The 21,135-nt window shown below is 61.7% G+C and carries 18 protein-coding genes and 1 pseudogene; 12 read left to right on the top strand and 7 right to left on the bottom strand.

What is annotated here, in order from left to right; genetic code table 11:
• Positions 1–3: 3 nt before the first annotated feature.
• Positions 4–1,338, bottom strand: a complete 1,335-nt coding sequence (locus AC3WLM_RS14185; RefSeq protein ID WP_492477685.1) for a spinster family MFS transporter — start codon at positions 1,336–1,338, stop codon at positions 4–6.
• 230 nt (positions 1,339–1,568) lie between these two features.
• Here AC3WLM_RS14185 and AC3WLM_RS14180 point away from each other — a divergent pair, with 230 nt between their 5' ends.
• The 7 genes from AC3WLM_RS14180 (at position 1,569) to AC3WLM_RS14150 (ending at position 11,043) form a co-directional block, all read left to right on the top strand.
• Positions 1,569–3,962 carry a TonB-dependent receptor gene (locus AC3WLM_RS14180; protein WP_492477684.1) on the top strand — a complete coding sequence of 798 codons (2,394 nt, stop codon included), beginning with the start codon at positions 1,569–1,571 and terminating at the stop codon, positions 3,960–3,962.
• Positions 3,963–4,215: 253 nt separating this feature from the next.
• Positions 4,216–5,820: a glycoside hydrolase family 3 protein gene (locus AC3WLM_RS14175; RefSeq protein ID WP_492477683.1), complete on the top strand. Its 1,605-nt coding sequence runs from the start codon at positions 4,216–4,218 to the stop codon at positions 5,818–5,820.
• A gap of 12 nt (positions 5,821–5,832) precedes the next feature.
• Positions 5,833–6,882, top strand: a complete 1,050-nt coding sequence (gtdA, locus tag AC3WLM_RS14170; protein WP_492477682.1) for a gentisate 1,2-dioxygenase — start codon at positions 5,833–5,835, stop codon at positions 6,880–6,882.
• 5 nt (positions 6,883–6,887) lie between these two features.
• The gene (locus AC3WLM_RS14165) at positions 6,888–7,577 is read left to right on the top strand and encodes a fumarylacetoacetate hydrolase family protein (protein WP_492478133.1); all 690 of its coding nucleotides are present in this window, start codon (positions 6,888–6,890) and stop codon (positions 7,575–7,577) included.
• Positions 7,578–7,581: 4 nt separating this feature from the next.
• Complete coding sequence (gene maiA / locus AC3WLM_RS14160) at positions 7,582–8,214, top strand: maleylacetoacetate isomerase (RefSeq protein ID WP_492478132.1); 633 nt, start codon at positions 7,582–7,584, stop codon at positions 8,212–8,214.
• Positions 8,214–10,013 (top strand): sulfatase family protein, encoded by a 1,800-nt coding sequence (locus tag AC3WLM_RS14155; protein WP_492477681.1) that lies wholly within the window; start codon positions 8,214–8,216, stop codon positions 10,011–10,013. The genes maiA and AC3WLM_RS14155 overlap by 1 nt, the downstream gene beginning before the upstream one ends.
• A gap of 94 nt (positions 10,014–10,107) precedes the next feature.
• Positions 10,108–11,043 (top strand): formylglycine-generating enzyme family protein, encoded by a 936-nt coding sequence (locus tag AC3WLM_RS14150; protein WP_492477680.1) that lies wholly within the window; start codon positions 10,108–10,110, stop codon positions 11,041–11,043.
• Positions 11,044–11,183: 140 nt separating this feature from the next.
• On the opposite strand, the gene AC3WLM_RS14145 is transcribed toward AC3WLM_RS14150, so the two are convergent.
• The 3 genes from AC3WLM_RS14145 to AC3WLM_RS14135 form a co-directional block, all read right to left on the bottom strand.
• On the bottom strand, positions 11,184–11,441 hold the full coding sequence (locus AC3WLM_RS14145) for a hypothetical protein (protein WP_492477679.1): 258 nt from the start codon (positions 11,439–11,441) through the stop codon (positions 11,184–11,186).
• A 2-nt stretch (positions 11,442–11,443) separates the two neighbouring features.
• Positions 11,444–12,013 (bottom strand): hypothetical protein, encoded by a 570-nt coding sequence (locus AC3WLM_RS14140; RefSeq protein ID WP_492477678.1) that lies wholly within the window; start codon positions 12,011–12,013, stop codon positions 11,444–11,446.
• 180 nt (positions 12,014–12,193) lie between these two features.
• Positions 12,194–12,382 carry a helix-turn-helix domain-containing protein gene (locus AC3WLM_RS14135; protein WP_465130309.1) on the bottom strand — a complete coding sequence of 63 codons (189 nt, stop codon included), beginning with the start codon at positions 12,380–12,382 and terminating at the stop codon, positions 12,194–12,196.
• A 124-nt stretch (positions 12,383–12,506) separates the two neighbouring features.
• On the opposite strand from AC3WLM_RS14135, the gene AC3WLM_RS14130 reads away from it, so the two are divergent.
• The 5 genes and pseudogenes from AC3WLM_RS14130 (at position 12,507) to AC3WLM_RS14110 (ending at position 17,279) form a co-directional block, all read left to right on the top strand.
• Complete coding sequence (locus AC3WLM_RS14130) at positions 12,507–14,294, top strand: class I SAM-dependent DNA methyltransferase (protein ID WP_492477677.1); 1,788 nt, start codon at positions 12,507–12,509, stop codon at positions 14,292–14,294.
• Positions 14,295–14,419: 125 nt separating this feature from the next.
• A pseudogene (locus AC3WLM_RS14125) lies at positions 14,420–14,809 on the top strand (helix-turn-helix domain-containing protein); the annotation flags it as partial.
• Positions 14,810–14,896: 87 nt separating this feature from the next.
• Positions 14,897–16,159: an IS21 family transposase gene (istA, locus tag AC3WLM_RS14120; RefSeq protein WP_492477676.1), complete on the top strand. Its 1,263-nt coding sequence runs from the start codon at positions 14,897–14,899 to the stop codon at positions 16,157–16,159.
• Positions 16,156–16,926: an IS21-like element helper ATPase IstB gene (gene istB / locus AC3WLM_RS14115; protein ID WP_066043586.1), complete on the top strand. Its 771-nt coding sequence runs from the start codon at positions 16,156–16,158 to the stop codon at positions 16,924–16,926. The genes istA (AC3WLM_RS14120) and istB (AC3WLM_RS14115) overlap by 4 nt, the downstream gene beginning before the upstream one ends.
• 158 nt (positions 16,927–17,084) lie before the next feature.
• A complete protein-coding gene (locus tag AC3WLM_RS14110; protein ID WP_492477675.1) occupies positions 17,085–17,279 on the top strand; it encodes a hypothetical protein in 195 nt (64 codons plus the stop codon).
• A gap of 128 nt (positions 17,280–17,407) precedes the next feature.
• Here the strand turns inward: AC3WLM_RS14110 and AC3WLM_RS14105 are convergent, their stop codons facing one another.
• The 3 genes from AC3WLM_RS14105 to istA (AC3WLM_RS14095) all read right to left on the bottom strand — a co-directional run bounded on the left by AC3WLM_RS14105 (position 17,408) and on the right by istA (AC3WLM_RS14095) (position 21,088).
• Positions 17,408–18,622, bottom strand: a complete 1,215-nt coding sequence (locus AC3WLM_RS14105; protein ID WP_126015227.1) for an IS256-like element ISSpma2 family transposase — start codon at positions 18,620–18,622, stop codon at positions 17,408–17,410.
• Positions 18,623–18,858: 236 nt separating this feature from the next.
• Positions 18,859–19,587 (bottom strand): IS21-like element helper ATPase IstB, encoded by a 729-nt coding sequence (gene istB / locus AC3WLM_RS14100; RefSeq protein WP_492478075.1) that lies wholly within the window; start codon positions 19,585–19,587, stop codon positions 18,859–18,861.
• A complete protein-coding gene (gene istA / locus AC3WLM_RS14095; protein ID WP_492478074.1) occupies positions 19,574–21,088 on the bottom strand; it encodes an IS21 family transposase in 1,515 nt (504 codons plus the stop codon). Before istA (AC3WLM_RS14095) ends, istB (AC3WLM_RS14100) begins: the two co-directional genes overlap by 14 nt.
• Between the last annotated feature and the right edge of the window lie 47 nt (positions 21,089–21,135).

Genomic DNA, 21,135 nt, shown 5'->3' with positions numbered 1-21,135 from the left:
GGTCTAGATTCCGGCGGTTCGCAATGCGCGGGCGTAGCCCTTGAGCCCGACAAACAACGCCACGACCGAAAGGGGGGAGGCCACCGCGCAGACCAGGGTGATCGCGTCGGGCAGCGCGCTCGGATCCATGAACCAGTAATCAGTCACGATCGCGATGGCCAGCGGCCCTCCGGCCGCGCCGATGAGGTTTACCAGAAGCATGTAGCCTGCCGAGACCGAAGCGCGCATCCGGTTCGGTGTGATCTCCTGCAAGGCCGCCAGACCGCCACCGAAGTTGAAGCCGGCCAGAAAGTTCATGAGTCCGATCAGCGCCAGCGAAAGGCGATAGTCGGACATCTGGGGAAACGCGGTCGTCACCGGCACAAGGGCCACGAACCCGGCCATTGCGACATAGAGGTTGGCCTTGTCGTAACCTCTCTGACGCAACTTGGACGCGATGATGCCGCCCGCAAGCGTGCCGCTTACACCGCAAACCGCAGTGATCGTGCCATAAAGGCCGCCGACTTGCGCGGTCGTAAGATCGAACTTCCGCTGCAGGAAGGCGGGGATCCACGCACCTGTCGCGTTTCCGACAAGGATCATCAGGGCAAAGCCGAAGCCTATGCCGAAATAGGCCTGCCAGTACTGCCGCATATGCGCGAAGAGATCGCGCAAGGGCACGGAGACCTGCCCGCCTTGCTGACCGATGCGGACCGGTTCACGCACCAGCAACATGGCACCTGAAAGCAGGAGCCCTGGCAGACCCAGCATCAGGAAGACCACCTGCCAGCCTCTCACGGTGCCGATCAGCGGGAGCAGAACGTCGCTCGATGGCGGAATCACGGTGGAAAGCAGCCCACCGAGCAGCAGTGCGGATGCCCCACCGGCATAGATGCCCATCTGGTAGACGCCCATGGCTGCGGGCAATTTCTCCTTTGGGAAATAGTCCGCGAGGATAGAATAGGCTGCCGGTCCCAATCCGCCTTCGCCCGCCCCCACCGCAACGCGGGCGGCGAACAACGAAGCAAAACTGCGGGCAACGCCGCACAGCGCGGTCGCCAAGCTCCAGACAAAAATTGCGCCGGCAATGATGTTGCGCCGATTCGTCCGGTCGGCCAGCCGGGCAACCGGGATTCCGACCAGCACGTAGAACATTGTGAAGCTGAGGCCATAGAGCAAGCTCATGGCGGTGTCGCTGACCTGGAGGTCTTCCTTCATGGGCTGCACCAGAAGAGCCAGCGCCTGCCGGTCGATAAAGGCCAGCGTATTGGCAAGTGCAAGCATTCCTGCAGCAAACCAGGCCATCCGCGGTTCGGGCCAGACAGTGGGCCCGCCCCCGGCATCGTGCTTGTCCGACATGTTCCTCAACCCCATCAATTTAGCGCTAAAAGTTTCGAGGATTTCGCGTGCTGTCAAGTTAAAACGCAGCGAACCGTCGCGGTGGAATAGCGCTAAACCTTTTTATTGACGAAGCTTGGCCAGGTATGGTTTAGCGGTAAATGCAATTCGATTCGCAAGTGCTGCCATAGTGGCGGCGCATGGCACATGATGGAGCAAAGCTCCGCCGTGCCCATGGGGGAGTAGAACCTGTGAAGACCTTCCAAGACCGTTCTGTCGCGTCAGTATTGGCGCTGACTTTTGCTCTCGCGCCCGTCGCTGCCTTTGCTCAGGAGACGGCCGCGACGCCACCCCAGGATGAGGCGGTTGCCGACACAGCGCCCGGCGAAATCGTGGTGACCGCGCAAAAGCGTGCCGAGCGCCTGCAGGACGTGCCGCTGGCCGTCACCGCAGTGACCGCCGACGCTCTTGCCAAGCGCCAGATCAACGACACCAACACGCTGGTCCAGGCCATTCCGTCGCTGTCGTTCCAGCAGGGTGCCAACCCCACCAACACCAGCTTCCGTATCCGCGGCGTCGGCAGCGCGCTGTTCGGCCAGGGCGTTGAGCCTTCGGTTTCGGTTGTCGTCGATGGCGTGGTTGCCGTCCGCTCGGCGCAGGGCTTCTCCGATCTCGCCGATATCGAACGCGTCGAGGTTCTGCGCGGACCTCAGGGCACGTTGTTCGGCAAGAACGCTTCGGCAGGCGTGATCAGCGTTACCACCGCACGGCCCACCAAGGACTTTCAGGCCAAGGCTGACTTCACCGTAGCCGAGCACGACGAATATCGCGCCCGCGCGACCATTTCCACGCCAATCAGCGACACGCTGCGCACCCGCGTCTCGGGCTTTTACAACAATGTTCGCGGTATCACCCGCAACATCGGCACAAACGAGTGGGTCAACGGCTCGGAGAGCTGGGGCGTTCGCGGCAAGGTAGAATGGGACGCAACCAGCAACCTGACGCTGTTGCTGACCGGCGAATACCGCAAGATGAACTCGGACTGCTGCGCATCGACCCTGATCTCGATCGTCAATCCGGTGCTTCAGCAGGTCGTCGGTCCGATCAACGCGACCCGCGAAAACCGCACGATCAACGAAGATTCGAACACCTTCGCCAACAGCCGCGCACAGACCTACTCGCTGCAAGCCGACTGGGACATCGGCCCGGCGACGATCACCTCGATCAGCGCCTATCAGGGGTATAACCTCGAGGTTAACCAGCCGATCGACCGCATCAATTCCCCACAGCCGATCTTCCTCGGTACAGCCGCCTTCGCACCGTACACGTTCTGGAACCAGAACCACGGCAAGGTCGATCTCGACGCCTACAGCCAGGAAGTGCGCCTTGCCAGCAACGGCAAGAACGACCTGAACTACGTGTTCGGCGTGTTCTACATGCACAGCAACATCGTGCGCCCATTCGATCGTCGTCGCGCCCGCTGCACCGCCGGTGTCGTCGGTCAGCCTTGCGATCCAGCACGTGTGGTCTGGCAGTCGGCACAGAGCCGCATCGAACTCGAGCAGGACAGTGTCGCGGCGTTCGGCCAGGTAGACTACGAACTCGTTCCGGGGCTGCGCGCCATCGGCGGTCTGCGCGTCCAGTACGAGAAGGGCACCAACACCGGCGTTCGCACCGCTCCAATCGTTGCGGGCGACAACGTCTTCCCGGGCAACCCATCGGTCAGCGGCACCTTCTCGGCAAGCGACACTGCAGTGACCGGCAAGGCTGGTCTGCAATATGAGTTCAGCCGCAACGCTCAGGCCTATGCAACCTATACCCGTGGCTACAAGGGTCTCGGGTATGAAATGGAAATCGCCGCCGATCTGGCCAACCAGAGCGCAGTCCAGCCGGAATGGGTGAACGCCTATGAAATCGGCTTCAAGGGCAGCACTGCAGATCGCTCGCTCTCCTTCGCGGCGGCGCTGTTCCAGTCGGATTATTCGAACCTTCAGGTCCAGGCCAACCGATCGAACCCGGCAACCGGCGAAATCCGCTTCCAGACCACGAACGCCGGCACCTCGCGCACGCGCGGTTTCGAAATCGAGGCAACGATGCGCCCGTCGGACGCCTTCTCGGTCAACGCCGCGGTCACCTATGCCCAGTCGCGCATCAACATCGATGGCCTGAACTGCCCACTGCAATTGCAGGCAGGTGCTCCTGTGATGACTGGGATGCCGGTCAACGTATGCTATCGTCCGGCCGCCGGCGCCACGCCGCAGCAGAACCTGCGCAACCGTCCGCTTCAGGCCAGCCCGGACTGGCGCATCAATGTCGCGCCGCGTTATGAGTACGAGGGCGACAGCTTCAATGCCTTCGCCCAGTTCGTGGTCAACTTCACCAGCGCCCAGAACTTCACGTCGGAACAGGATCCGCTGGCGGTGCAACCGGCCTATACGCTGGTTGACGCCACGGTTGGCTTCTCTACGCCAGACGACAAGTACAGCCTGACACTGTTCGTGAAGAACCTGTTCGACACCAACTACCTGACCTCCATCGGTCACAATTCGCTGATGTCTACCACCGCCAACCCGTTCGATCTGGTCGGCACCTACAACAAGGATGCAGATCGCTTCTTCGGCGCCACCGTCGCGGTGCGCTTCTGATCCTTGACGCTTCCCTCCGGCGGAACCTCCTTCGTGGGGTTCCGCCATCCATCGCCCGCTACGGCGATGGCGTTGCCGCCGCCATGTCCGCTGCATCCTCTCCCATGTCGTCAGTCCTAGACGAAAGCGGCATGGCGGCGCATCAACCTGTTACTCCCGGAGCCCCAAGTTGACTGTTTCCGGCCTGAAAACACCATCTCCTCTCGCACTGACCAAAAGCCAGGAGGAATGGGTCGAACGGACACGGGATGCCATGTCTGTCGAAGAACTGGTCGGTCAGCTTTTCGTCTTTTCCACATCGCAGGACAGCGTCGAAGAAATCACGCCGCTGCTTGCTCTCAAGCCCGGCGGTATAAACCGCTTTCCAACTTCCGACCTTGCAGCCTTCCGCGCAGCGACGATGATCGCGCTGGAAAGCGCAGGCGTCCCACCGATCTTCACCGGCGACATCGAAGGCGGCACCATCAGTCACCCCTTCGCCACTGCCGTGCCCAACCTCATGGGCCTTGCTGCAAGCAATGACCTCGCCACCACCGATGCGATCGCGCGCTTGGTCGCCCGCGAGAGTCGCAGTCTCGGCTATGACTGGTCGTTCGGCCCCGTCGTCGATCTCAACGTGGCCTTCCGCAGCGCGATCGTCGGCACGCGTTCGTTTGGCTCCGATCCTGAGAAGGTCACTGCACAAGCCGTCACATACATCAACGCGCTGCAGGATGAGGGCATCGCGGCATGCGTAAAGCATTGGCCCGGTGATGGCCTCGACGATCGCGACCAGCATCTGCTTACCACCGTCAACCCTCTGTCGGTCGATGAATGGCACGCGCTCTTCGGCCGTATCTACGGCGCGGTGATCGCCTCCGGCGTCATGACCGTGATGTCTGCCCACATTGCCTTGCCTGCCTACATCCGCGCCCGCATGCCGAATGCCGGCCGTGATGCCTTCCAGCCGGCCACCGTCTCGCGCCTGCTCAACCAGGACCTTCTACGTGGCGAACTCGGGTTTGAAGGACTGGTCATTTCCGATGCTACCGGGATGGGGGGCCTGACAAGTTGGATGGAGCGATCCGACGCTGTGCCAGCAGTGGTAGAGAACGGATGTGACATGTTCCTGTTCAGCCGTGCCCCGGATCGGGACTATCGCTTCATGCTGGATGGCCTGCGCAGCGGCCGGCTTTCGGAGGCCCGCCTTTACGAAGCGGTGACCCGTATCCTCTCATTGAAGGCAAGGCTCGGCCTTCATGAACGCGATCCGCAATCGCGCATTCTGCCATTGGAAGACTTGCAGGAACAGCTTCGCACGCCAGAGCATCTCGAGACTGCACAGTCCGCCTGCGGACAGTCGATCACGCTGGTGAAGGACACGCAGTCGCTTTTGCCGCTGCAGCCCGCCAGCCACCGTCGCATCGTCTATATTGCCGAAGCGGGCTACAGCTTTTGGGACGGCGCGCTTCCGCGCAGTTATGAACCGTTCCTTTCCGCAATGCGCGAGCGGGGCTTTGAATTGCGCCCCTACGATCCCGACGCAATGCCCACGCGTGAAGATACCGATCTGGTGCTCTACCTCGTCGGACAGGAAGCCACGCCCAGCGCCTCGCGGATCTATCTCGACTTCGTGAAGCTGCACGGCGGCATGCGCAAGGCCATGACGCAGTTCCCGCGCGAGATCCCGACCGCGCTGATTTCCTTCGGGCAGCCCTACTATCTCTATGATGCCCCCCACGTGGCGACCTGCATCAACGCCTATAGCGCGATCGCTCCCGTGCAGCAGGAAGTGGTCCGCCGCCTGGCCGGCAATATTCCGTTTACTGGCAGCAGTCCGGTCGACCCGTTCTGCGGCCAGGATCAGCTTCGTTACTGAGAGAGCGGTCCCATGACTGTGCGACCCAACAATCAGCGTGACCAGCTCGAAGCACTTTACGCCGAGTTGGGCCCGAGCGGCCTGACGCCGCTTTGGGAAAGCCTGCACGCGCTGGTCACGCCCGAACCTGTATCCCCCGCCCTCCCGTGGCGCTGGTCGTTCGGCGAGGTGCGCGATTTCCTGATGCGCGCGGGCGACATCATCAGTGCCGAGCAGGCCGAGCGGCGCGTGCTCATCATGGAGAATCCCGGCATCCCGGGGCAATCGGCGATCACGCCCAGCCTTTATGCCGGCCTTCAGCTTATCCTGCCGGGCGAAGTCGCTCCATGCCATCGCCATGCGCAGAACGCTCTTCGCTTCGTGATGGAAGGCAGCGGAGCATTCACGGCGCTGGATGGCGAAAAGGCCGTCATGGAACCGTTCGATCTGGTTTTGACCCCGGCGGGTCAATGGCACGATCATGGAAACCAGACAGATCAACCGATGATCTGGCTTGATGGGCTCGATATCCCAACCGTCCGCCTGTTCGATGCGAGCTTCGCAGAGCGGCTTGACGTTGCTGCTCACCCGGAATCCGCGCTGGCTGGTGATACCCTGAACCGTTATGGCCGCAACATGCGTCCCCTGCGCGGCAGCGCGGCCGATCGGCGGCCTGCAAACCGCCCGCTGTTCCACTACCGATATGCCGAATGGCGCCCGGTGCTTGATAGCCTTTCAAGCAGCGCACCTGTCGATCCTCATCTGGGCCACGCACTGGAGTTTCTCAATCCCGCCGATGGCGGTGCAGTTCTCTCGACCATTTCGGCGCATGTGCGCAATATTCCGGCCGGGTTCGAAACGCGCCCTAGACGCTCTACTGACGGAACAGTGTTTGTCGTCGTCGAGGGCGAAGGCATTTTGCTCCTCGATGGCCGCGAGATCACGCTCGCTCCTCGCGACATCGTTGTCGTGCCATCATGGACCAGACACCAGTTCCAGGCACGCAGCACGCTCGTGATGTTCGCTTATTCCGACAAGGCTTCGCAAGAGAAGCTCGACCTCTACCGGGAGCAATTGCTGTGACTCTTATGTTCGATCCTCAGCCCGCCACGATCGCCAGGCTCAGCGACGGGCGCGAATTTCCTGTCCGTCGCCTGTTCTGCATCGGTCGCAACTATGCCGATCACGCCAAGGAGATGGGTGTCGAGGTTGATCGCGAGGCACCCTTCTATTTCACCAAGTGGGCCGAGACCGTCGTGCCGTCGGGTTCGACCATCGCCTATCCGCCCCAGACTGCCAACTATCACTACGAAGCCGAACTGGTCGTCGTGATCGGAAAGGGCGGACGCAACATCGCTGTCGCTGACGCGCTCGATCACGTCCTGGGCTTTGCCACCGGCCTCGACATGACCCGCCGCGATCTCCAGCTTGAAGCTCGCGCCAAGGGCCGCCCCTGGGACAGCGGCAAGAACTTCGAGGAGTCCTCGCCGCTCGGGCTGGTCCACCCCATTGCCGAAACGGGTGCCATGGCCGCCGGATCGATCCGGCTCACCGTCAATGGTGAGACCAGGCAGGAAGCCGATCTTTCAGACCTGATCCATTCGATACCGGAAGTGATCGCGTACCTGTCGAAAGGCTACAGGCTTGAGCCGGGCGACCTCATCTATACAGGTACGCCGGCTGGCGTGGGTGCAGTGAAGCCGGGCGATGTCCTTGTCGTTTCAATCGCGGGACTTGCCGATACCACTGTCACCATCGGCGAGCCCGCCAGTGCGTGAAGATATGATTCTCCACGGCTTCTGGCGGTCCACTGCATCATGGCGAGTGCGGATCGCGCTGGGCCTCAAGGGGCTTGAATGGCAGGACGATGCACACAACCTGCGCAATGGCGATCAGAACGCTCCCGATTATCTTGCGCTGAACCCGCAAGGCTTCGTTCCGGCGCTCGTCACCAACGGCGAGGTGCTGACCCAGAGCCTCGCCATCTGTGAATACATGGACGAGTTGCACCCCGAGCCGCCACTGTTGCCGGGAACGCCGCTGGAGCGCGCGCGGGTTCGTGCCGCAGCGCAGGTGATTGCCTGCGATATTCACCCGATCCAGAACCTCAAGGTCCTGAAGATGTTGCGCCAGCGCGGCCTTGACGAGGCCGAAGCTTCGGCGTGGGCAGCCGAGATCATCGAAACTGGCCTTGCAGCCTTTGCGACGCTGATCGCTCGTCACGATGGCCCCTTTTGCTTCGGCGATGCGCCGACGCTTGCCGACGTTGCGCTGGTCCCCCAGCTTGGAAATGCCCGGCGCTTCGGAGCCCGGTTCGCGTTTGGACGCATCCCTGCCATCGAGCACGAATGCCTGAAGCTGCCCGCCTTTGCTGCGGCGGTACCGGAAATGCAGCCCGACGCGGTACTTGCATGATGCCACAGATCAATACCATCAAGACTGGAGAGGTGAAGATGACGCTCGGAGCATTCGGAAAGCTCTTGCTGGGCACGGCAGCGACTTTTGCTACGGTAGCCCTCCCCTCTGCCGCGATCGCACAGGACGCTTCGCCAGCAGCCGCGACCACCGCACCTGCAGCCCCCGCATCCGAGCGTCCGCGCAATGTCATCTTCATCATTGTGGATGACTTGCGCTTCGATGGCCTCGGCTTCCTGCAGCCGGGCATCAAGACGCCCAACATCGACCGCCTCGCCGCAGGCGGCAGCTATTTCCCAAACACCCGCGTCACCTCGTCGTTGTGCAGCCCGAGCCGCGCCACGATCCTGACCGGCATGACGGCGCGCAATCACGGCGTGGTCGACAACAACAACTCGTCAGAGGAAGGCCTCACCTTCTTCCCCAAGTATCTGCAAGGGCAGGGCTACCAGACTGCGTTCTTCGGCAAGTGGCACATGGGCAGCGACACTGCCGATCCGCGTCCCGGCTTTGACAAGTGGCTGAGCTTCAAGGGACAGGGCAGCTACTATCCCAACACCGGCATTCCCGAAGCGCAGTTTGCCAAGGGCGTAGTCCACACGCTCAATGTCGATGGCAAGGAAGTGCCGCAAAAGGGCTACATCACCGACGAGCTGACCGACTATGCGGTGGACTGGCTGTCCAAGGAGCGCGACCCCAAGAAGCCTTTCTTCCTCTACCTCAGCCACAAGGCGGTGCATTCCGACCCGCTGCCGCCGCCCCGCTACGCGCACCAGTACGACAATTTCCAGTTCAAGCTGCCCGCCAGCGCCGCCAACACGCCCGAAAACTACGAAGGCAAGCCGCGTTGGGTCTATGAGCAGCGCAACACCTGGCATGGCATCGACTTCTTCTACAATTCGAACATGCCGATGACCGAGTACCTCAAGTACTACTATGCCACGCTTTCGGCGGTGGACGACAGCGTCGGGCGCATCATGCAGTACCTGAAGAAGGCGGGGCTGGAAAAGGATACGCTCGTCGTGTTCACCTCCGACAACGGCTTCCAGGTTGGCGAACACGGGCTGATTGACAAGCGCAACGCCTATGAATCGTCGGTCAAGGTCCCGCTGGTGATGTACGAGCCGGGCACCGTGCCTGCAGGCGTGGTCAACACCGGCGCCATCCGCAATCTCGATTTCGCGCCGACTTTCCTCGATCTCGCCGGCGCCCAGAAGCCTGCGCAGTTCGAAGGCAAGAGCGCCTGGCCGCTGATCACGGGCAAGGTCGCGGCAAAGGACTGGAAGGCGCCAGACTTCACCTACGAATACTACTGGGAGTGGACCTTCCCCCAGACCCCCGGCACTTTCGCGATCCAGCGCGGCAACCTGAAGTATATCCAGTATTACGGGGTCTACGACATCGACGAGCTTTACGACGTCGCTGCAGACCCCGACGAAATGCATAATCTGGCCGAGGACCCGCAGTACCTCCAGACCAAGATCGAGATGCGTCAGGCCCTGTACGATCAGCTTGCCAATCGCGACGGCAAGCACTTGATCCCCTACACGCAGCGTCTGTCGACCGGTGCGGTGCGCCGCGATCGCAGCGGCACGGGTGCTGCCCCGTTCCCCGATCAGTGGCTGGTCGAACCTAACCGCCAGGACCGCATCGATCAGATCCTGCCCGACAGCAAGGCCAAGCAGGCCGCACACGAACGGGGCGCAAATCTCTCACCCTCGCCGATCGTGGGCCAGGGAACGAATAGCGTCGAATACGGTGAAAAGAGCCTGCCCAAGGCGGCCAAGCGCCGGAAATGAAGATCCTCCCTCGTTGTCCTGCAAAGGGCAATCAGGCAACTTTCGTGGGGAGATGGCCTGTCCGTCTCCCCCTTTTTTCGGTTAGCATTTGACCATGAATCAGCAACTTCCCGGAATGCGCCTGATCGAGGGTGGAACCTTCACGATGGGCTCGGAAACCTTCTACCCCGAAGAGGCACCCTTGCGGCGGGTCAAGGTTGACGCCTTCTGGATAGATGAGGCCCCGGTCACCAACGCGCAGTTCGCCGCGTTCGTCGCCGCCACCGGCTACGTTACTGTCGCCGAGATCGCCCCTGATCCGAACGACTACCCGGGCATGCTGCCGGATATGGCCCGGGCCGGTTCGCTTGTGTTCAACAAGACTTCAGGCCCAGTCGACATGGCCGATGCTTCCAACTGGTGGCGCTTCACCTTCGGTGCTTGCTGGAAGCACCCGCTGGGACCGGAAAGCTCCATCGACGGCATCGAGCATCATCCCGTCGTCCACGTCGCCTATGCCGATGCACAGGCCTATGCCGATTGGGCGGGCAAGGAACTTCCCACGGAAGCCGAGTTCGAGTTTGCCGCACGTGGCGGGCTTGAAGGCGCGGACTACGCCTGGGGCAATGAACTTGCTCCCGATGGCCGAATGATGGCAAACTACTGGCAGGGCCTGTTTCCCTTTGCCAATCAGATGCTCGACGGCTGGGAGCGAACGTCGCCCGTGCGCAGCTTCCCACCCAACGGCTACGGCCTTTACGACATGATCGGCAACACTTGGGAGTGGACGAGCGACTGGTGGATCGACAAGCCCCAGAAGGCTGGCAAGAAGTCCGCCTGCTGCGCCATCAGCAATCCGCGCGGCGGCAAGCTCAAGGACAGCTTCGACCCCGGCCAGCCCGGCGTGCGCATCGGCCGCAAGGTCATCAAGGGTGGCTCGCACCTCTGCGCCGCCAACTACTGCCAGCGCTATCGCCCGGCTGCACGCCACCCGGAGATGATCGATACCGCGACAACGCACATCGGCTTCAGATGCGTGGTTCGCGCATGATCAGGTCTTTGCAGACTACGTTCGCAAGGGCGAAAAAAATTCTATAAGTTGCCTTTTCCGGCCAGTCCCCGCCGTTCACGTGAGAGAGAGAGAGGGCCTTCGAATCCCGGGGAACGGCAAGTTTCGGCGTAGCCGGACGTTCATGGTTGCCACGCCGCACGGCGGGTTAGTCCCAAGAATGGTTGGAACAGAAGTCCGTGTGAGGAAGCGCGCCCAATCGGGCGCGTTTCAATCTCGTTGTAGATTTTGTTCGCGTCCTTCCATCTGCCGGACTGGAAGGGATTTCCACCGGAAAGCTGCAATTTGCTGTCTAATTCCGCGACGGCGCTCGTGCACCCATGGTGCAGCTGTATGGTGGTGAAATTCCCCCATGATGCTTTTTCGCGGATTTCAGCCATTTTCAGAATTGGACATGGTGGATTCCACCATCGTTAACGTGGGTGTCAGGTGACAACATGGTGGAATCCACCATCGGCATTTTCCCTTCCGACTTCGCCTTCCTGAATTTTTTGAGTGCTCGCATGCCCCTTTCCATTCTCGCTCGGGCAGTCGTTTTCGGCTCGGCCTCATGTGCCAGAAAGTCCATGCTTGGCCCTTTCCGCCCCGGACCTGCCTCCCAGTTTAGCCGCCACGTACGAGCACGAGAGGTCTCGGATGTCTTTACGTGGAAATGCGCCTCTGCAGTCTTGGTGATGAAGCCCAACTCCTGCAGTTCATTGAAAGCGGCTGTCACGGTGTGATGATCACCCAGTCCCAGCCGGCATTTCGCATCTTCGACACTGAGGAAAATTCCCCCGTTGTTCGAGCCGTTGTAGAGCATGCCGAGTTCTACGAGCAGGCAACGCGCCTTCAGGGAAAGGCTGCGGTAGGCGCAGCTGTTCAGAATTAGATGCGGGAGCCGGACAAAGCGATCGGTGTTACTGCGCCCCGTGACATTGGGCTTCCGTGCGCGTGATTTCCTAGCAGGCATCCCCACCTCCTTGGCCAAACGCCAAAGCTGCCAACATTGCTGCCATTTCCGGTCTCACTTGGTGCGCGATGATCAGAAGTTGCAGTTGCAGTGCTTGGGAGATAACTTGCTGAGGAAGGCTGATGAGGCTTTTGCGTGGGGCCCGCGCTGCGACGCGGGCCTTGCCTTTCTCGTCCATCGTCAGGCGTCTCCCCGGATCAACGCGTGGAGACTTTCAGCCGGGATCACTGTCCGGCCGCCGATGCGAACTGCCTTCAGACGTCCGCTGGCAATGTGGTTGTAGATGGTGGACCGAGCGAGGCTTGTCGCACGGACGGCCTCCCTCACGCTGTAGGCAAGTTTGGTGGTGACGTCGGGCTTGGTTGACATTGGATGCCTCCGTTCTTGGCTGGAACGGGCATTCAGGTATCGAGGTAGTGCCGATCAGGTTACCTAATTGAGCGGGCTGAATTAGGTTGCAGCGTTAGCGGGACGTTGCCGGTTGAGCATCCCAATGGGCAAACACGTTAACGGCTACACCAGCGTGCCGAACATCCTGAAGGTGCTGAACCCGCTGTTTCTGGATGACCTGCGGGCGAAACTGGAGGAAGCGGGCGACAACAGTCGCAAGCTGCTGAACCTGCGCAATCGGATGGCCAGGATCCGTGTGTTCGATCCCGCCTGCGGATCGGGCAACTTCCTCGTCATCGCCTACAAGCAGATGCGCGAGCTTGAGGCCGAGATCAACCGGCGGCGCGGCGAGCCCGACCGCCGCAGCGATATTCCCCTGACCAACTTCCGCGGCATCGAACTGCGTACCTTCCCCGCCGAGATCGCGCGGCTGGCGCTGATCATCGCCGAGTACCAGTGCGACGTGCTCTATCGCGGTCAGAAGGAGGCGCTGGCCGAGTTCCTGCCGCTGGATAGCCAGAACTGGATTACCTGCGGCAATGCCCTGCGGCTGGACTGGCTGAGCATCTGCCCGCCGACAGGGACGGGCGTGCGGGTTCAGGCGGACGATCTTTTCGGCACACCTCTTGATCAAGCGGAGATTGATTTTGAGAATGAGGGCGGGGAGACGTATATCTGCGGGAATCCGCCCTATAAGGGGACAAGGTATCAAACGCCTGACCAGAAGGCGGAACTCCTGTCAGCTCTTGGTCCCCATTTCGAAAACGCGGCAAGTTTGGATTATATCGCTGGCTGGATTGTCAAAGCGGGCAGACTCGTCGCCAAGGAGGGATTTCGCTGCGCTCTCGTTAGCACGAGTTCAGTTTGCGAAGGGCAGCAAGCCGCCATCCTGTGGTCTCAAGTGCTTACATCGGGCAACTATATCTCTTTTGCCCACCGCCCCTTTCGCTGGCGGAATCTCGCGAGCCATAATGCGGCAGTCAGTGTTGTGATTGTCGGGTTGAGCAGCGGCCCAACCGCAGAGGTTAAGCTTTTTTGGGAAGAGGCAGGTGGCACCGTTTCCCGATCTGTACCGAACGTCAACGCCTACCTAATTGCCGCGCAGAACGTGGTCATCTCGCGTGCCAACAATAGCATATCAGGCTTGCCTGAGATGGTTTCCGGAGAAAAGCTCACTGACGGGGGGAACCTCGTCCTTTCGGTTAGGCAACGGGATGAACTAGCGGAAAAGTATCCTACTCTTCGTGCTTTCACAGGGAGGCTCGTGGGAGCCCAAGAACTCATCAAAGGCATTCAGCGGTATGCGCTTGTCATTGGTGATGAGGACCTGCCTGCAGCAATGGCCATTCCAGAGGTGGCAGAAAGGCTCGAGCGCGTCGCTGCGATGCGGAGCAACAGCTCGAAGGTCGCCACACAGAAGTTGGCTGACACGTCTCACCGTTTTGACGAAAGCCGCTTCCAACGAACCCAAAAAATCGCCGTAGCGCAGCTTTCATCCGAAAATCGAGAATACTACCCATGCGACCTGCTTGATGACGCAGCGGTGCCTATGGCGCCGTCATTGGCGATTTATGGCGTAACTCTCTGGAGCCTTTCGTTGGTGGCATCCCGACTTCACGCCATCTGGATCGCCACTGTTTGCGGTAAGTTAGAGACGCGCTACCGCTACTCAAACACCCTCGGCTGGAACACCTTCCCCATCCCCACGCTGACCGACCAGAACAAGGCCGACCTCACCCGCTGCGCCGAAGACATTCTCCTCGCCCGCGAGGCGCATTTTCCGGCGACGATTGCCGACCTCTATGATCCCGAGACCATGCCCGAAAACCTGCGCGCCGCGCACGATCGCAACGACGAAGTGCTCGAACGCATCTTGTTGATGGCGGAGTAAAATGCCCCAGAAGTGACATTTGAAAATTCCCCACTTCTTCTCGTTGACCCTGTCCGGGGCGCGCCCCGGACAGGGTCAAATTCCAAAAATCCGGCATAGCTTCCCCGGTGGGAGGCGGTGCTGCGATGAAGAAGCTTGGAGATCTGATGATGATCCTGGATTTGCACCGCCAAGGCGTGAAGATTGCCGCCATAGCCCGGCAAGTCGGCATCGACCGCAAGACAGTCCGCAAATACATTGGCCGTGGCATTGAGGTGCCGACCTACGGTCCTCGCCAACCGCGCGAACGCCTGCTTGATCCTCACATGGGTTACTTGCGAGCGCGTCTGGAAGCCTATCCAGGATTGAGCGCGCAGCGGCTCGCGCGTGAGCTTGGCGAACGCGGCTACACCGGTGGCTACAGCACGGTGCGCGACGTGGTGCGCACGCTACGACCGGCAGGTGGAGGCAAGCCATATGCCGTGCGCTTCGAGACGCCTGCGGGCGAGCAGGCTCAAGTTGTTGAAGGACAGTTCACAGGAGCCGTAAGGCGACATCTACCTTTACGATTTGTCGCCTTGGCCTGATCGATTTCCCGGCGGGTAGTCTTCCGGGAGAGGACGATGGGTTGTCTCGATGGCGAGGCATTGACGGCGATGAGTGTGCTGTTGAAGCAAGGGCATACGCAGAGTGCGGTTGCGCGACTGCTTGGGATTACAGAGGGCGCGGTCCGTTATCACCGCCGCCGGCGCGCTGAGGGTGCGGTGGATGGGCGGAGCCGGCAGATCGGCAAGGCGGCCGAATATGCTGAAGCGATCGCGCACTGGCGCAGCGGCCGTGGGGATGGTGCGATCAACATCGCGGCGCTGCATGAGTGGCTGACGCGCGAACATGGCTATGCCGGGAGTCTGAAGTCGGTGCAGCGTTATTGGTCGCGGACATTTCCAGCCCCTGTGATCCGCGCGCGTCGCCGGGTGGAGACGCCGCCGGGAGCGCAGGCGCAGGTCGACTGGGCCGAGTTCCCGGGCATGGTGCTGGGCGAGGAAGTGGTCGACCTTTCGGCGCTGGTGATGACGTTATCGTGGAGCCGCAAGCGAGCGATCGTGTGGTCCCGCTCGAAGGATGCGTTGGCGTGGCAGTCATGCCATCTGGCCTGCTTTCAGCGCCTTGGTGGGGTCGCGGCGGTGATGCGCATCGACAACGTCAAGACGGCTCTGTCGAAGGGCGCGGGCGCTTGGGGAGAGATCAACCCGACCTACCGCCGTTTCGCCAGCCAGATGCATTTTCATGTCGATGCGTGCCAGGTCCGTCAGCCCCGCGCGAAGGGCAAGGTCGAACGTTCGGTCCGTGATTGCCGCGAGTACCTCGATCCTTACAGCGGTGTCTTCGGCAACCTTGCCGATCTACAGGCCTGGACGGATGAGCGAATGACCGAACGCTCAGGCCAATTGCGCTGCCCGGCGACCGGCACAAAGGTCATGCAGGCCTGGGAGCAGGAACGTTTCCTGCTGACCCGGCTCCCCGAGACGCTGCCCGAGCCGTTCGACGTTGCTGTGCGTCGCCAGGTTGGCGATGACTGCATGGCGAGTTTTGAAGGCCGCCAATACAGTGTGCCCTTCCGCTTCATCCGACAGGACGTCGAGGTACGTGGAGTCTCTGGCAGGGTACTGTTCCTGAAGAACTGCGAAGTTGTCGCCGACCATCCGCGCGGAACCGAGGCGCTGGTCGTCATTGACCCCGCCCATTTCGAGGGTCCGAGCACGCCCCGGGTAATTGCGCCGCTGCCGCTGGGCCGGATGGGCCGCAAACTGCAGGAGATTGCAAGCGCTGGTGTCCAGCACCGCTCTCTCGACCTCTATGCGCGCCTCGCGGAGGTGGCTCGATGAACACGCCCCGGATCAGGCTCGATATCGATGCCACCCGCGAGAAGCTGTGTCAGCTTGCTTGTGGCCATGCCGCAGATGCTCTCGATGACATGATTGGCGAGGCGGTGCGTGACGAGATCAGTGCGCACGTCTTCCTCGACCGGCTCCTCACGACCGAACTTGCTGGCCGCGAGGAGCGGCGTGTGCGGGTCATGCTCAAGAACTCGAAGCTGCCGTCGGGGCAGACGCTGGAGAACTTCGATTTTGCCTTCCAGCCCGCAATCGAGCGCTCACGCATCGACACACTCGCCACTGGCACCTGGATACGCAACGCCGAGGTGGTCCTGCTGCAGGGGCCGCCTGGCGTGGGCAAGTCGCACTTGCTCGCCGCGCTGGGCATCCGTGCGGTCCAACTCGGCTTCTCGGTCCAATACTACCGCTTCGACGAGCTCATGGCCGCGCTGCGCCACGACGCCCAATTGCCACCGCCGCGCATCAAGATGCGTAAATACATGTCGAGCGCGCTGCTGTTGATCGACGAGATGGGCTACGATCCGCTAAACCGCGAGGAAGCCAGCCTATTCTTCCGTCTCGTCAGCTATCGCTATGGCCGGGGCGCCATGATGATCACCACCAACAAAAGTATCCGCGACTGGACCGAACTGCTTGCTGGAGACGAAGTCCTCGCCACCGCCATCCTCGACCGGCTTCTCCACCGCGCCCATGTCCTCAACATCAAAGGCCGCAGTTACCGCCTGCGCGACCTCGAGGACGCCTTCAAGGCCTGACCGCCAATCCTCGTCGAAGAAATTTCAGGGGTGGGGAGCATGCTCCCCACCCCTGAAATCATACCTATCATGCAGCGCGACACCTCGTAACACTGGGTGTCGCCTTAGCTCGTAAAACTGGGTGTCCATTGACACAAGTCGACTTTGCACAATTCCGCGTGCGTTTTGCCGACGCGCCCGATCGCGTGCAAATCGTCTGGCTGTTCTCCATGGTTCTGGGCTTCTCCAGGCTGATCTGGGGCCGGTTCGTCATGCGCCAGACTATGCCGAGCGTGCTGGCATGCCATCGTGCGGCATGTCAACCGGCGCGCAAATTTGACCCCCTATCGGCGTCCAAAATTGACCCCAGCTGATTGTTGTTTTGGCGGTTATCCCGGTAGTCCATAGGAGGGCCCCGCGGACGACGACGCGCGCCGTCAGGAGCGCTGGCGGGTCACGTCCGTCAACGTGGTGTAATTTCGGCGGTGGCCCTGGGTCATCGTCAGGCGGCCTTTGCGGTGATGTGTAGTGGCTGATTTTCCTCCTCGATCATGGATTGGTTGAGTTCGGCCATACCCTCGATCTGCATGTAGCGGTGCTGGAGTTGCCATTCGTCGTTCTGCTCGAGCAGGACGGCGCCAACGAGGCGGACGATGCTGTCTTCGTTGGGGAAGATGCCGACGACATCGGCGCGGCGCTTGACCTCCTTGTTCAGCCGCTCGAGGGGATTGGTCGAGTGTAACTTCGTGCGGTGCTGGGTGGGGAAGCCGGTGTAGGCGAGCACGTCGGTTTCCGCCTCGTCCATGCAGGCGCCGAGCTTCGGCCAGCGGGTACGCAATTGGTCGGCGACCTGCCGCCACACCTGCGTTGCGCTTTTCTGATCGGGCTGGAGGAAGACCTGGCGGATGGCGGCGGCGACCACGGTGTTCTGGCCCTTGGGCACGTAGGACAGCGCGTTCCTCATGAAGTGGACGCGGCAGCGCTGCCAGGTGGCGCCCATGACGCGGGTGATCGCGCCCTTGAGGCCCTCGTGGGCGTCGGAGATGACTAGTTTCACCCCTGTCAGGCCGCGCCGGACAAGGTCCTTCAGGAAGTCGGACCAGAAGACCTCGGCTTCGGAAGGGCCGATATGTAGGCCGACGATCTCGCGCCGGCCCTCGGTGTTGACAGCCATGGCGATTATCGCGGCGACACTGATGATCCTGCCGCCTTCGCGCACCTTGAGGTAGGTCGCGTCGAGCCAGAGGTAGGGCCACTCGCCGGTCAGCGGGCGCTTCAGGAAGGCCAGAACGCGCTCGTCGATGTCCTTGCACAGCTTGGAGACCGTGGACTTGGAGATGCCGGTCATGCCCATGGCCTGGACCAGTTCGTCGACCCGCCGGGTGCTGACGCCGCCGATCCACGCCTCCTGGATTACCGCCACCAGCGCCTTCTCGACCATCTTCCTGGGCTCGAGGAAGCCGGGGAAGTAGGAGCCCGCGCGCAGCTTGGGGATCTTGAGGTTCAGCGTGCCGACCCGGGTATCGAGCGAGCGATCACGATATCCGTTGCGCCAGGTGGCGCGCTCACCGGATCGTTCATGCCGTCCGGCACCGATCAGGCCGTCGACATCGGCCTCCATGATCAGCTGCAGGACGTTCTCGGCAATGGTGCGCAAAAAATCCGGTTGGCCGCCCTTCGCAGCCAGCTCTTCGATCAGTAATCTGTCCTCGGTCATCGGGAACTCCTCTTCGTCACGGTTGAAGTGTGCAAACTCCACCATAACGATGAGCCCGGTGGCCACCAGCGACGCCGCATTCCGGGGTGGGGCATGCCCCACCCCGGAATACACCGTCACATACACCGGAAATTACACCACGAGCGCGGACGCTAGCCGCTGGCGGCGGCGTCCGTGGGAGGTACCTGTGGACCCACCGGGTTAACCGCCGGGGATGGGGGTCCGGGGGAAGGGGTTCAGCTGCGGTGTTTGAACCGCCAGCTGTCGTTGCCCGTCTCGATAATATCGCAATGGTGGGTAATGCGATCGAGCAGCGCCGTCGTCATTTTGGCATCGTGGAACACGCTCGGCCATTCGCCGAACGCCAGGTTGGTGGTGATGATCACCGAGGTCTTTTCGTAGAGCTTGCTGATCAGGTGGAACAGCATCTGGCCGCCTGATCGGGCGAACGGCAGATATCCCAGCTCATCAAGCACGACGAGGTCGAGCCGGGCTAGTTGCGCTGCAAGGCTGCCTGCCTTGGCCTGACGGGCCTCTTCCTCGAGCCGATTGACCAGATCGACGGTGTTAAAGAACCGCCCTCGTGCCCCGGCACGGACCACGGCGGCAGCGATGGCAAGGGCCAGGTGCGTCTTGCCGGTGCCGGTGCCGCCGACCAGCACGATATTACGCTGTTCAGGCAGGAACGATCCGGCGTGTAGAGAACGAACCAGCCCTTCATTGATCGGTGTATCGTCGAACACGAAGCCATCCAGATCCTTGATCGCAGGCAGGCGGGCTGCGGTCATGCGGTAACGGATCGACGCTGCTTCGCGGTGTGCAACTTCAGCATGCAGGAGGTCGCCCAACATCTCCATCACGGAGCGGTCGCGGCGGATGCCATGGGTGACCGCATCGTCGAAGGCTGCGACCATGCCCTTCAAGCCCAGCCCCTTCAGGGCGCTGATCATCTCATGCCGCTGCATCAAGGCCTCGCACCGTGTCGTAGCGCGCGCAGTCGGCAATGGGCGGATGCTTGAGCTTGAGGTCCACCACGACGTCGATGGGCTGCGCTACCTGCGGTTCGCGTCGGCGCGACAGGATATTGAGGACCACTTCGTCGTTGACCGCGCCTGCCGCCAAGGCTTCGCGTATCGCGCCCTCAACCGCGGCAAGGCCATCGTCGATCACGGCAGCCAGTACCCGCACAAAGCGCCGGTCGGCATCGTCGCTCCTGCCTAGCTTGCGACGCAGCTGTGCCAGTGCAGGCGGCAGCTCCCAGTCATGGAACGGCGCGCCGTTGCGCCAGGCGCCGGGCTTGCGCGCGAGCACTGGCAGATAATGCCAGGGATCCAGCACGGTCTGGTTGCGTCCGAACATGCGGGCATGCTCAGCGACCACCTTGCCGGCATGGCGGATCACGATCCGGTCGGCATAGGCGCGTACCTGCACCACCTGCCGAGCGGCACTGGCCATGACCGAGTAGCGGTTGCGATCGAAGCTGACGAGGCAGGTCGCGGTGGCAACATGTTCGCTCTCGAAGAACCCGTCGAACGGCACGGGCAGTGGCTGCAACATGGCGCGCTCCCTCTCCAGGGCCGCAGCGATGGTCGTGTCTTCCAGGTCCGGGTGGGCATAGCGCTCGGCCCAGCGCCGGCACTCGGCCTCCAGCCAGGCGTTCAACTCCTCGATAGTGGCAAAGCGCAGGCGAGGCTTGAACAGTCGCTCCCTGCCAGTCTGGACCTGGTTCTCGACCTGGCCCTTCTCCCACCCCGCCGCCGGACTGCAGGCCACAGGCTCCACGCCGTAGTGGTCGGTCATGATCAGGAACCGTCGGTTGAACATGCGCTCCTTGCCGGTGAACACGGTCGTCACCGCGGTCTTCATGTTGTCGTAGATGCCCCGGGTGGGCACACCGCCGAAGAAGGCAAAGCCGCGCACATGGGCATCGAACACCATCTCCTGCGTCTCGCGCGGATAGGCCCGTACGAACGGTGCGCGCGACCAGCACAGCCGCATATGGGCCACCTTCACCCGCATCGGCTTGCCTGCAATCTCGACGTCCTCGTGGCTCCAGTCGAACTGGTAGGCCTCGCCGGGGCGGAACAGCAGCGGGATGAACACCTTACTCATGTCCCCGGCATCCACCCGGCGTTCCCGCTTCCAGCGCGCCGCATACCGCCGGACCGCATCATAGGAACCGGTGAAGCCCTCCCGCTCCAGCAGATCGTGAAGCCGGGTCAACCGTAGCCGATCACGGCGGGGCCGTTCCTCGTTCTGTTCCAGTAACTCATCCAGGCGCTCCCGGAACGGGCCGGTCTGCGGACGTGGCTGCTCTCGCCGCTCATAACTGAACTGCGCCTCGGGTGCCCGGATCGCCTTGCGCACCGTATTGCGCGACAAATGCATATCCCGCGCGATCGCCTTGATCGGTTTACCCTGCCTCGCTTCTCGTCGGATCTTCGCCGTCGTCTCCACAATCAACATCCCCATCCCCCACCGCTTGGAAATCCCAAACGGCGGTGCCTCACACC

It is taken from the genome of Novosphingobium sp. FW305-C-30-35 (genome assembly GCF_058783135.1).
This window is presented reverse-complemented; position numbering and strand designations above follow the sequence as displayed.